The sequence below is a fragment of the Desulfobacterales bacterium genome (genome assembly GCA_028704555.1).
Classification (GTDB): domain Bacteria; phylum Desulfobacterota; class Desulfobacteria; order Desulfobacterales; family JAQWFD01; genus JAQWFD01.
On record JAQWFD010000015.1, the window covers coordinates 1 to 12,677 of the forward strand.

Sequence of the window (12,677 nt, forward strand, 5' to 3'; positions counted from 1 at the left end):
GGGGGCGGATTAAAAAATCAAAATCCAGAAATCTGTTGGAACGGCTAAGAGATTTCGAACAAGACGTTCTCAGGTTTATGGATAATGAACTTGTTTCGTTTACGAATAATTTGGGCGAAAATGATATTCGGATGACAAAAGTTCAGCAAAAGATATCGGGATGTTTTCGTAAAATTTAAGCAGGAACAATCAGGTTAGGATTTATTGCACAAAATTACAAATTTGATAGGGCGGAGGAAAAAATGAAGAAGACAAACAACTACTTATGTGTGATGTTGGCGTTTTGGGTCATAAGCTGCATTTTATTTTCCGGTTCTGCGTTTGCTGCTGAGGGGTTACCCGGTAAAACACTGATCGATCGGGCCAATGAACTGGCCCATAATGCCGCGCTCGCAACTGCCGAGATACAGTCCGTGATTGATCGGTCAGTGGCGCTGAGCAAGAGTGCCACTGACGCCGGGCAGGCCCAAGTGGCCGAGAAAGCAGAGGAGATAGGTCAAAGGGCTGCTGAGCAATTAAAAGTTGCAAGAGGCGTATGGCAGAGGGCTGAAGAGGCAGCGCCACAGGTTGAAAGATTTGTCGCAATCGGTGACACCGCTAGTGCACAGGCGGTTCTTGAACAGCAGAAAACAGCTGTCGATGAAATCCAATCGGTTTCCAGGGCTTTGGTATCGGAGATAACAGCCTTGGTGCTGGCAACAACCATGGCAACAACCATGACGACAACCACGACGACAACCACGACGACAACCACGACGACAACCACGACGACAACCGTGTATGGGGGTTAAAGAATAGCAATTGAAGCGGGCGGAAGCAAAATGGCATCAAGATTGCTCCGCCCGCTTTTTTTATGTTGATTTTTTTCTCATTTAATTAAAACTTTTCCTGTTACAAAAAAACTTTCGGGCTTGATCATAACTGCGGCCATATTCTCTTACGTGTAGTTTCGAAGTCCCGCCCGTTGCCGGCATCCCCCGGATCGTGCTGGAGAAGCCGGCAAGGGGCGGGACGGACCCCGTGACATTGTGGCCGCAGTTATGATCAAGCCCGAATAATTCACTACGGCATTTATCCTTCGGTTCCGTATTGGTCCATGAAATCAGGGATACTCATGCCTTTTTGAAATTGAATTTTATTTTTAGTCATAATGTGGTTTTTCCAATTCCTCTGCAATGAAAATCTCGAAATATAGCTGAGGTGGTTTACAAATATGTTTCTATATCATCCGGTTACAATCTCAGGCATCAAGCATGCTTGCTAATGATGGCTGAGAAAGAGTGGTAATCAAAAATCCGATTGACTTTTCTGCCCATTCCGCTTTTAATGTCCGCCAGTATCTGCGGTGTCGTATAAAGTCCATGTGCGTTGGGCTTCATTCGACGAAATACCAGGCGCCTCGGATTTGAATTTTTTATTTTGTCATCCCGGATTTGGCTTTTTATGAGTTCATCCGTGTGGGTTTGATCATAACTGTTTGAGAAATCCCTTTATTATTTGTGAATCTGGAGGATTCTTTAATGAAAAAAAATATTCATAATCGTATAATTTGTGCTGGAATCGTGATGCTGATGACCTTTTTTCTGCTTCTGAGCGGATGTGCGGTGTTCAAGGGGAAAAAGTCCAGTTCTTCTACCTCGGTTACGTCAACACCGGTTAAAAGTGAAAAAGCCCCCCACTATAAGGATTTTCCGGACATCCTCATCCCGGGGGAGATGAAAGTGGATAAAAAAAATTCGTTTGTTTATAAAACCCCGGTTTTTTCCTCCGGTGTGCTTTCAGTCAAAGGCCGGGTGGAAGCCAGTTCGTTGATCCGGTTTTTCGAAAATAATATGGAAAAGGATAACTGGTCACTGATCAGCGTGTTTGTATCCCCCCAGTCTATCATGCTGTACCAGAAGGAAAACCGCTGGTGTGTCATAAATATTTCGGAAAAAGAATTTTACACCTACGCCGAAATCTGGGTGGCACCGACGGTGATGTCCGTCGATTCCGGACTTCTGAAATAACAGAAAAACAGGACTGAGGACTGAGGACTGAGGACTGGGTGATCAGAGTGTGTAGGTGCGGCCCCCTGTGTCCGCCCGAAATCGGATGGATTAAGCTGTAAGCAGCTGAAAGACAACCGGTTTTTTAACTTGAACCCTGTGCCCATAAATCAAATCGTTTTCCCGACAACCATTAACTATTAATTATGAGTAACATGTTCAAAAATAAGCAGATAGTTCTGGGAGTATGCGGAGGGATTGCCGTATACAAGGGCGTTGAATTATTACGGTTGCTGAAAAAGCACGGAGCCGATGTCCGGGTTATCATGACGCAGAACGCGCAGCAGTTTGTTTGTCCGATGACATTTGAGGTTCTGTCTGAACAGCCGGTATGGGCTACCCTGTTCGGAAGCCGGCCGGATCCTTCCATCCGCCATATATCCTGGGCCGAAGAGGCAGATGCCGTAATCATTGCGCCGGCAACCGCCAATATTATCGGAAAACTGGCAGCCGGGATAGCCGATGATGCGCTGAGCACGTTTCTGCTTGCCGTGACCGCACCGGTGATCATCTGTCCGGCCATGAACACGCACATGTATCAAAGCCGTCAGGTTCAGAGAAATCTTGAAACACTGAGGGCTGACGGCTATCATATTATTGAGCCGGCATCCGGAAAACTGGCCTGCGGCACGACCGGACCGGGCCGACTGCCGGAGCCGGAAGCGCTTCTTGACCGGGCCAGGGCCTGTCTGACGCCCAAAGACCTGGCCGGCAAACGGGTGCTGGTAACCGCCGGGCCGACCCGGGAGCCGATCGATCCTGTCCGGTTTGTCAGTAACCCGTCTTCGGGCAAAATGGGATTTGCGGTGGCCAGGGCCGCCGAATACCGGGGGGCAGATGTCACCCTGGTTACAGGCCCTGTGACCTTGACTGATCCGGAAAATGTATCGGTTATTCGTATTTCAACGGCCCGGCAGATGGCCGATGCGGTGTTTGAACATATGGATTCGGTCGATATCGTCATCAAGACAGCAGCTGTGTCCGACTACCGGCCCGTCGATCCGGCGGCGCATAAGATTAAAAAGCAGCAGAGTGAAATGGTTTTGAATCTGACCCAGAATCCGGATATCCTGAAAGAGCTGGGGCGCAGAAAAACGCACCAGATTCTGGTCGGATTTGCCGCAGAGACTCAGGACCTGTCAGAAAATGCCGGCAAAAAACTGGCTGCCAAAAATCTGGATATTATTGTCGGTAATTTGATCGGTCAACCGGCGTCCGGATTTGAGACCGATACCAACAAAGTGACCCTGTTTTTTAAAGATGGCACCGTACTGCCGCTTCCGGCGATGGAAAAGGATGAGGTGGCCAACGTGCTGCTGGATCATGTAAAAGGGCTGAGGAATGAGTGATGAGGACTGAGTCAAGAAATTTCCCCGGGATCGTGCAGCGTAAAGAAAAGAAAAATCCGTGTAAATCCGCGGCAACATATTTAACCACGGAACACACGAAAAAAATAAAAAGTTTTGTACCGGCGTAACGAGAGTCGTTAGCCCTTAACCCTTAACCCTTTTTTAATCCATATGTCCAATTCCCTGAAAAATGTAGTTGCTGTCATCGATGAGGTTAAAGATTTCCTCGGGTATGTGTCCGATACCGGAATCCGCGGGTTTGACTGCAGCCCTGACAGCCTCGAGATCATCGACAGATGGAGAAAACCGGAATCGGTTGGAATCGAAACCCTGGAGGACATCCGTCATGCGCTGGGCGACTGCCGGCGGTGCAGGCTCTGCGGGAATCGACGGCATATCGTGTTCGGGGAGGGCAACCCGCATGCCCGGCTGGCTTTTGTCGGTGAAGCGCCGGATCAGGATGAAGACGCTCAAGGGGCACCGTTTTCCGGTGCTGCCGGCCAGCTGCTGACCAAAATCATCCAGGCGATCAAGCTGAGCCGTGATCAGGTGTATATCTGTAATATCATCAAATGCCGCCCACCGGAAGATCGAGATCCCGAACCTGAAGAAATCGGCGCCTGCCTTCCGTTTTTTCAGCGTCAAATTGATGCGATTCAGCCTGAATTCATCTGCGCATTGGGGCCATTGGCTGCTCAGACCCTTCTGGCTGCCACCGAGCCTGTTTCAAATCTCAGAGGCCGTTTTTATGATTATCGGGGAATACAGGTATTGCCGACATATCATCCGTTATATCTTCTTCGAAACCCGGACAAAAAACGGGACGTGTGGGAAGATATGAAGATGCTGATGGAAAAAATGGGAATTGAAAGGGACTGATCAACCGATTCCCCGTTCCTGTTTTTTCATTGACAGGACAGAGAAAAGCGGTATATCTAAAACACTTTTAACGGGGTAATTTCAGTTGGCGGCCAACACAAATGTGCGGGGGCTATAAGGGCCTTGGCAGGAATAAATTGTGCCGGAATTGAGCGGGATTTTTGATGCTTGCAAGCCCGCTTCCCCTGATCCGTATTCATTTGTATCTGCGCCTGGGTACAATGTTGAAGATGGTTGAAAAGACAAACAGGACGGAGAAATTTATTCTTGCCGGGGTGCTGTGCCTCCGCTTGGATTTTTACGGAAATTGAAAGGAGATTCGTCAGATATGGCAAAGACAAAGATCGATAAAGAAAAACCGCTGGAAAAAATGACTGCGAAGGAACTCCGGGAACTTGCTATACAACTGCCTGAAATTACGGGTGTTCATGGTTTGAATAAAGCCGAGCTGATCAGTGAAATCAAAAAGGCGAGAGGCATTCCGGAAGATGCCGGCAAAAAGTCGAATGATTCGAATCGGGAAACCAAGGATAAGATCAGAGACCTGCGGGTCAGGCTGGAAGCGTACTTGAAAGCAGACGATAGCCGAATGGCGGGTATTTTCAAAAAACGTATCAATCAGCTCAAGAAAAAGACCCGAAGAGAGGCATGAGTAAGCTCCCGGGGGGTCAGATCATCAATTGCAATTCATAAATTTCAGCCGGCTTACGGCCGATGTGGCATGAACCATCAGAGAGAAACCGTGATTGATCCAGCATCTGTGGCATTTGATATTGATGGCGTGTTTGCCGATACCATGAGGCTGTTTCTGGATATTGCCCGTCAGGACTATCATATCGATCATATCCGATATGAGGATATTACGTCTTACCACCTTGAGCAATGCCTTCAAATGGACCCGAGCGTTATCAATGCCATTGTCAGACAGATTCTGGATGGGACGTATTCGGTAGCCTTGCGGCCCATTTCCGGTGCGCCGGAAGTGATGACCCGGTTGGCCAGGCGACACAGCCCGGTTCTTTTTGTCACGGCACGCCCCTATCCGGGACCGATTTGTGATTGGCTGCAGCAGGTTCTGCCACTTGAATCCGTATCGGTAGATGTCATCACGACCGGCTCGTTCGAGGCAAAGCCACAGGTGCTGGTCAGCAGAAATATCACCTGTTTTGTCGAAGACAGGCTTGAAACCTGTTTTGCGGTAAAAGAAGCCGGGGTGACACCCGTACTGTTCAAACAGCCGTGGAACAGGGAAAGCCATCCGTTTGCAGAGGTGAGCGACTGGTGCGAGCTTGAATCACTGATTGAATATTAATGCATTCACCTCTATTTCACCAACTGATTCAATCCTTTATTGAATCCCTTTCTTCAGAAAAAGGGTATTCAGCACATACCTGTCGTGCGTATCGCCGTGATATCGAGGATTTTGTATCGTTCATATCAACGGGCACAGGAGCGGTGGAGAAAAACACCACCGGCGCTGAACATCCGGATTCATTTCATTCTGATCAGCCGGACCCGTACGAATCTCCGTTGAGGGTGGAACAGGTTGATGCGTTAACGATCAGGGGATATCTGGGATTTCTTTATAAAAAAAATAAAAAGGTCACCATCGCACGCAAGCTGTCGGCCCTGCGTTCTTTCTTTAAATATCTTGTGAAAGTCGGTATACTGACAGAAAATCCTGCGGATATGATACTGACCCCCAAACTGGGCAAATTTATTCCGGTATATCTGACGGTTGATGACATGTTCCGTCTGCTGGATTCCATCCGCACCGATACCTTGCAGGGTCTTAGAAACCGGGCGATGTTTGAAATAATGTATTCATGCGGCATACGCGTTTCAGAACTGGCCGGGATGAATGTGGGGGGGGTTGATTTTCAGCAGCTTGTCGTCCGTGTTCTCGGCAAAGGAAACAAGGAGCGGGTCGTACCGGTCGGTCATAAAGCAATCGAAGCGGTTAAGGCATACCGGAACCGGCTGATGATGGACAGGGGGGTCGGTATGGATTCGGATGCACCGCTGTTTTTGAATAAATATGATAGCCGGCTTACCACCCGGTCCATTGCACGGATTCTGGATCAGGTGGCGATGCGGTGCGGACTGTCGACGCCGGTTTCCCCTCATGCGTTTCGCCACAGTTTCGCAACGCACATGTTGGATGGTGGCGCTGATTTGCGGGGGCTTCAGGAGCTTCTGGGACATCAGAGTCTTTCAACCACCCAGAGATACACGCATGTCAGTATAGATCAGCTGATGCAGATTTATGACACGGCTCATCCGAGACGGTGAGGGACAGGGGACGGAGATCAGAAGTCAGAAGTCAGAAGTCAGAGGCCAGAGGCCAGAGGACGGAGGCCAGAGGCCAGAGGCCAGAGGACGGAAGTCAGATAGGGCAGGCAGTAGGAAGTAAGCAGAAGTCAGAGCCATTCTGCCCTTAACCCTGTTTTATATTCTGATAATAAACAGCAGAGGCATAAGACATTTAACAGCCATTTCAGTGTGATTGGGGATACTATGTCTACATTTCATGGAACAACCATTCTGGCGGTTCGGCGAAACGGTAAGATCGTCGTTGCCGGGGATGGTCAGGTTAGCATGAACAATAATATTGTAAAACATCATGCCAGAAAAGTCCGGCGGATATATAACGATAAAATTATTGTCGGCTTTGCAGGCGCGACCGCCGATGCGTTAAATCTTTCCGAGAAGCTCGAGCAGAAGCTGGAACGTTACAACGGCAATCTGACCCGTTCGGCAGTCGAATTGGCAAAAGACTGGCGTACGGATAAATTTTTGAGACGCCTGGAGGCGCTGATGATTGCCGTGGATGAGACCCGCACCTTTCTGATTTCCGGCAACGGGGATGTTATCGAACCGGATGAAGGCGTTATTGCCATCGGCTCCGGAGGCATCGCCGCACAGGCGTCTGCGATGGCGTTGATGAATAATACGGATCTGGATGCCGCAACGATCGTTCAGGAGGCCATGAAAGTGGCCGCATCGCTGTGTGTGTTTACCAATACATCTGTCACGATAGAAGAGATTTGAGGGCAGGGGCCGGAAATAGAAGGAAGCAGGCAGGGTAAAAAAAGCTGATGGCCGGAGGTCAGAGATCAGGGAAGATAAAGAGTAGGGAGTAAGGGGCAGGCGGAAATATGGACAATTTCCTCTTTCCTGTTTTCGCTATTCTCTATCCACTTCCCTATCTCCTGATTCCTTATAACAGATAACGGATAACAGATAATAATCATGAATGATTTAAAACCGTCAGAAATTGTAAAAGAACTGGATAAATATATTATCGGGCAGCACCGGGCAAAACGTTCGGTGGCGATCGCATTGAGAAATCGATGGCGAAGACAGCAGGTGCCTGAAGATCTTCGGGATGAAATCGCGCCGAAGAATATCATATTGATCGGGCCGACTGGTGTCGGAAAGACGGAGATCGCCAGACGGTTGTCAAAACTTGCTGATTCTCCCTTCATTAAGGTCGAGGCGTCAAAATTTACCGAGGTAGGGTATGTGGGCAGGGATGTGGAATCCATGGTCCGGGATATTCTCGATCTTACGGTAAATATGATCAAGTCCCGGGAACAGGAGGCGGTGCAGGAAAAAGCCTGGCAGATCGCCGAAGAACGGATGCTGGATCTGTTGCTCCCGGAGACGCCGGAGCGCCGGGCGCCCAAAAGTGAAGAATCTCCGGAAATGATCGAGGGGGGTGAAGCGGAAGCGTCATCAAAGACTCGTGAAAAACTCCGGAAAATGCTTTTCGACGGCAAGCTCGATGACCGTTATGTCGATTTGGATATTGCTGAGCGTTCGATGCCGATCGTGGAAATATTTTCCAATGTGGGCATGGAGGAGATGGGTATCAATTTCAAGGATATGTTTGGCAGTCTGCTCCCAAAGGGCTCCAAGAAACGAAAAGTCAAGGTCTCTGAGGGGATGAAGATCCTGGCCCAGGAAGAAGCCCAGAGCCTCGTGGATATGGATAAGGTCGTGGCACAGTCCATTGAAAAAGTGGAACAGTCCGGTATTATTTTCCTGGATGAAATTGATAAAATTTCCGGTAATCAGGACGGCGGGCATGGCCCGGATGTGTCCAGGGAAGGGGTCCAGAGAGACCTGCTGCCGATTGTGGAAGGCTCTACGATTGCGACCAAATACGGCCCGGTTAAAACCGATCATATCCTTTTTATCGCTTCCGGGGCCTTTCATTCCAGCAAACCTTCGGATCTGATCCCGGAACTTCAGGGCCGGTTTCCCATTCGGGTGGAACTGGATTCACTCGGCCAGCAGGAGTTTGTCCGGATCCTGACCGAACCCAGAAACGCACTGGTTCTGCAATACATCGCCCTGATCAAAACCGAAGATGTGGATGTGGTGTTTGAAGATGAGGCAATCGCCTATATTGCCAGAACGGCGGAAGAAGTAAATAATCTGACCGAAAATATCGGTGCCAGAAGGCTTCACACCATTATGGAATGTCTGCTGGAAGATATCCTGTTTGACTCGCCGGATATGAAAGGCCAGCGCCTCGTTATCGACAGAGCCTATGTCGACAGCAAACTTGCCGGAATAAAAGAAAATGAGGACTTGAGCCGATATATTCTGTAGCCGGTGAACAAAAAATGAATAACAAGCAACCATCCACTGGAGATATCATGGAGCAAAAAAATATAGCCGATATCCTCATTGAAGCACTTCCGAATATCCGCCGGCTTTCGGGCAGGACCATCGTCATCAAGTACGGGGGGCATGCCATGGTGGATCTGCAGTTGAAAGAAGATTTCGCGAAGGATATCACCCTGATGAAATATATCGGGCTCAAGCCCGTGGTCGTCCATGGGGGGGGCCCTCAGATTAATTTGGTTCTGGAAAAGATGGGAATCCATTCCCGGTTTGTCCGGGGGATGCGGGTGACCGATGAACAGACCATGGACGTCGTTGAAATGGTGCTGGGCGGTAAGGTCAACAAGTCTATCGTGGGGCAGATCAACCAGGCCGGAGGAAAAGCCATCGGTCTGTGCGGCAAGGACGGAGGCCTGATCCTTGCAGAAAAACTCCATATTACGTTTCAGGAAGATGAAAGCAAGCCTCCCGAGATTGTCGACGCGGGCCTGGTCGGCCAGGTAGTCAAAATCAATACAGATATTATCCATACGCTGACCGGACATGATTTTATTCCGGTAATTGCGCCGGTCGGCGTCGGTGATTCAGGTGAGACTTATAATATCAATGCGGATCTTGTAGCAAGCGAAATTGCCATGGCACTTTCTGCCGGGCGCCTGATTTACCTGACGGATGTCGACGGGGTGTTGGATTCCTCCGGCGCTTTAATTTCCGCTATCGGCTCTGAAACCATCCATAAGATGGTTGAAGATAAAACGATTTCAGGCGGCATGATACCGAAGATCGAATACGCCCTGAAGGCTCTGAACAACGGGGTGGAAAAGGTTCATATTATCAACGGCACCCAGCGACATGCCTTGCTGCAGGAATTATTTACAGAAAAAGGTATTGGAACGGAAGTAACAGTATGAAAAATGAAATGATTGAAAAAGCGGATCAGGTTATTGCATCAACATATTCAAGAATTCCTCTGGTGATTACTAAAGGAAAGGGCTGCACGCTCTGGGATTCGGAAGGCAGAGCTTACACGGATTTTTTCGCGGGGATTGCCGTCTGTAATCTGGGCCATTCACATCCCCGGATTGCGCAGATAATCTGTGCACAGGCGCAGACACTGCTGCATGTGTCAAACCTGTATTATACGATCCCTCAGATCGAGCTGGCCTCCTTTCTGGTTGACCACAGCTTTGCCGACAAGGTGTTTTTCTGCAACAGCGGCGCCGAAGCCAATGAGGCGGCCATCAAACTGGCCCGAAAATATTATTATGACAAGGGGGTAACCGGCCGTTACCGGATTATTTCCATGGAGAAGTCCTTTCACGGACGCACCCTGGGAACATTATCCGCGACCGGGCAGGATAAGATCAAGATTGGGTTTGCGCCTGTACTGGAAGGCTTTGATTTTGTTCCATACAACGATATAGAGGCATTGCGGTCCAAGGTGGATGCTTCGGTGTGCGCCGTGATGATGGAACCGGTTCAGGGTGAAGGCGGGGTTCGCTGCCCGGATCACGAATATGTCAAGGCGGTTCGTCAGTTGTGTGATGAGACCGATACGTTGCTGGTTTTCGATGAGATTCAGACAGGGGTCGGGAGAACCGGAAAGCTGTTTGCGTATGAGCATTACGGCGTTGAACCCGATATCATGACCCTGGCCAAGGCCCTGGCCAACGGACTCCCGATGGGGGCCATGCTGGCCACGGATCGGGTCGCCCGGACGTTCGGGCCAGGTGCCCATGCGTCGACGTTCGGTGGAACGCCGATTGTGGCCTCAGCTGCCAGAGAAGTATTCCGGATATTGGAAGAGGAACATATCCTGGATCATTGCCGTGAGACAGGCGCCTATTTCAAACAGCGTCTTCAGTGGCTTAAAGAGCGGCATGAATCTGTTGTTGCTGTCAGGGGGCTTGGATTGCTGCTGGGAATGGAGCTGAACATGGAAGGCGCGCCAGTGGTCAATGCCTGTCGTGAAAAAGGGCTTCTGGTCAATTGCGTCCAGGGCAATGTCCTGAGGTTTGCCCCTCCGCTGATCATTAAAAAAGAGGATATCGATGTGCTGATTGCTGCGCTTGATGAGCTGCTTTGAAAAAATGACGGCCGATGGCTGATGGATATAGGCCGGAGGACTGCGTGCTGAGGCCCGGGAGCGCAAGGCGCAGGCACAAACAGGGGCCTGCTTTTGTCAACAGCTGATATAAGGAGGTGACGTAAAAAAATATTCGGGGCATTTTCCTTTGTTGGAGGACGGAGGGAATGATCCTTTTTATAAAAGGGGATATGGGAAGGAGACCTGCCGTTGGTATATCAACGGATATTCCCATAGTCCAAAAAGACAGTGACGGGTTCATGAACCGGTGGCGCTTGAAGATGTATTCACTGGAGCTCTTCGCACACGTGAGGCGGCCTCTGAGGCTGCGTTAGTTGTTTATGAACTTTTGGAGAGGAGATAATTTTGACGATACAGCATGCGTCGTCAAAATTAAGCACCCGTTCGTTTGGGTGCCGGGTTGAGCTTTGACAGGAAAAATTCGAGGAGACGGGAATTGTCTGAATACATCAACAAGGTTGTGCTGGCTTATTCAGGAGGGCTGGATACATCCGTTATTTTAAAATGGTTGATCGAAACGTATCAATGTGAAGTTATTACATTTTCTGCCGATATCGGTCAGGAAGAAGAGCTAAACGGTCTGGAGGAAAAAGCCATAAAGACTGGCGCATCAAAGGTCTACATTGATGATTTGAGTGAAACATTTGTCAAGGATTACGTGTTCCCGGTGTTCAGAGCAAATGCCATATATGAGGGGCAATATCTGCTGGGAACCTCTCTGGCACGGCCGTTGATTGTCAAACGCCAGATTGAAATCGCTCAGATTGAAGGTGCCGATGCAGTCAGTCATGGTGCCACCGGAAAAGGCAATGATCAGGTTCGGTTTGAGCTGGGGTACCTGGCGTTGAATCCTTATATCAAAATTGTTGCCCCCTGGCGGGAATGGGACTTTACGTCCCGGACGTCGCTGATGGCATTTGCTGAAAAACACGGGATCGAGGTGCCCACAACACCGAAAAAACCATACAGCTGTGACCGGAATATGCTCCATTGCAGTTATGAAGGGGGGATTCTCGAAGACCCGTGGAACCAGCCTCCGGAAGATATGTATGAGACGACGGTATCGCCGGAAAATGCCCCTGATCAGCCTGAAATCATCGAAATTACATTCCTGCAGGGAGATCCGGTCGCGGTCAATGGGCAACCGCTGACTCCGGCACGTCTGCTCAAGACATTAAATACGTTTGCGGGCCGTAACGGAATTGGCAGAATCGATATCGTTGAGAACCGTTTTGTGGGGATGAAATCCAGAGGTGTCTATGAAACGCCGGGGGGGACGATTCTGCGGACCGCGCATATGGCCATGGAATCCATCACCATGGATCGGGAAGTCATGCATGTCAGAGATTCTTTGATTACGAAATATTCCGATTTGATTTATAATGGATTCTGGTTCTCTCCGGAGAGGGAATTGTTGCAGACCATGGTCAATGCAACCCAGAAAAATGTGTCAGGGGTTGTTAAATTAAAGCTTTACAAGGGCAATTGCATGGTCCTTGGGAGAAAATCCGACCACTCTCTTTACAGTGAGGAGTTTGCCACATTTGAAGATGATACCGTATTCAGCCATAAAGATGCGGACGGCTTTATTCGACTCAATTCGCTGCGCCTCAGAATTGAGCAGCTGATCGCTGACCGCCCGGGGACCAAGGACTGAGG

At 49.4% G+C, this 12,677-nt stretch carries 12 protein-coding genes and 2 pseudogenes; 13 read left to right on the plus strand and 1 reads right to left on the minus strand.

What is annotated here, in order from left to right:
* Positions 1–170 (plus strand): annotated as a pseudogene (locus tag PHQ97_07235) (transposase).
* A 72-nt stretch (positions 171–242) separates the two neighbouring features.
* Positions 243–791 (plus strand): hypothetical protein, encoded by a 549-nt coding sequence (locus PHQ97_07240; GenBank protein ID MDD4392526.1) that lies wholly within the window; start codon positions 243–245, stop codon positions 789–791.
* A 255-nt stretch (positions 792–1,046) separates the two neighbouring features.
* Here the strand turns inward: PHQ97_07240 and PHQ97_07245 are convergent.
* Positions 1,047–1,149, minus strand: a pseudogene (locus PHQ97_07245) (IS1595 family transposase).
* A gap of 371 nt (positions 1,150–1,520) precedes the next feature.
* On the opposite strand from PHQ97_07245, the gene PHQ97_07250 reads away from it, so the two are divergent.
* The 11 genes from PHQ97_07250 (at position 1,521) to PHQ97_07300 (ending at position 12,675) form a co-directional block, all read left to right on the plus strand.
* Complete coding sequence (locus tag PHQ97_07250) at positions 1,521–2,009, plus strand: hypothetical protein (GenBank protein MDD4392527.1); 489 nt, start codon at positions 1,521–1,523, stop codon at positions 2,007–2,009.
* A gap of 194 nt (positions 2,010–2,203) precedes the next feature.
* Entirely contained in the window at positions 2,204–3,397 is a 1,194-nt protein-coding gene (gene coaBC / locus PHQ97_07255) for a bifunctional phosphopantothenoylcysteine decarboxylase/phosphopantothenate--cysteine ligase CoaBC (GenBank protein ID MDD4392528.1), read from the plus strand.
* Between the two features lie 171 nt (positions 3,398–3,568).
* On the plus strand, positions 3,569–4,276 hold the full coding sequence (locus PHQ97_07260; GenBank protein MDD4392529.1) for a uracil-DNA glycosylase: 708 nt from the start codon (positions 3,569–3,571) through the stop codon (positions 4,274–4,276).
* A gap of 328 nt (positions 4,277–4,604) precedes the next feature.
* Complete coding sequence (locus PHQ97_07265) at positions 4,605–4,928, plus strand: Rho termination factor N-terminal domain-containing protein (GenBank protein ID MDD4392530.1); 324 nt, start codon at positions 4,605–4,607, stop codon at positions 4,926–4,928.
* Positions 4,929–4,997: 69 nt separating this feature from the next.
* Positions 4,998–5,588: a haloacid dehalogenase gene (locus PHQ97_07270; protein MDD4392531.1), complete on the plus strand. Its 591-nt coding sequence runs from the start codon at positions 4,998–5,000 to the stop codon at positions 5,586–5,588.
* The gene (locus PHQ97_07275; GenBank protein MDD4392532.1) at positions 5,588–6,568 is read left to right on the plus strand and encodes a tyrosine recombinase XerC; all 981 of its coding nucleotides are present in this window, start codon (positions 5,588–5,590) and stop codon (positions 6,566–6,568) included. Before PHQ97_07270 ends, PHQ97_07275 begins: the two co-directional genes overlap by 1 nt.
* Before the next feature lie 225 nt (positions 6,569–6,793).
* Positions 6,794–7,327, plus strand: a complete 534-nt coding sequence (gene hslV, locus PHQ97_07280; protein ID MDD4392533.1) for an ATP-dependent protease subunit HslV — start codon at positions 6,794–6,796, stop codon at positions 7,325–7,327.
* A gap of 201 nt (positions 7,328–7,528) precedes the next feature.
* Entirely contained in the window at positions 7,529–8,896 is a 1,368-nt protein-coding gene (gene hslU / locus PHQ97_07285; protein ID MDD4392534.1) for an ATP-dependent protease ATPase subunit HslU, read from the plus strand.
* A 47-nt stretch (positions 8,897–8,943) separates the two neighbouring features.
* Positions 8,944–9,822, plus strand: coding sequence for an acetylglutamate kinase (argB, locus tag PHQ97_07290; GenBank protein MDD4392535.1), 879 nt, complete (start codon positions 8,944–8,946; stop codon positions 9,820–9,822).
* Entirely contained in the window at positions 9,819–10,997 is a 1,179-nt protein-coding gene (locus PHQ97_07295; protein ID MDD4392536.1) for an acetylornithine transaminase, read from the plus strand. Before argB ends, PHQ97_07295 begins: the two co-directional genes overlap by 4 nt.
* 457 nt (positions 10,998–11,454) lie before the next feature.
* On the plus strand, positions 11,455–12,675 hold the full coding sequence (locus tag PHQ97_07300) for an argininosuccinate synthase (GenBank protein ID MDD4392537.1): 1,221 nt from the start codon (positions 11,455–11,457) through the stop codon (positions 12,673–12,675).
* Positions 12,676–12,677 lie beyond the last annotated feature (2 nt).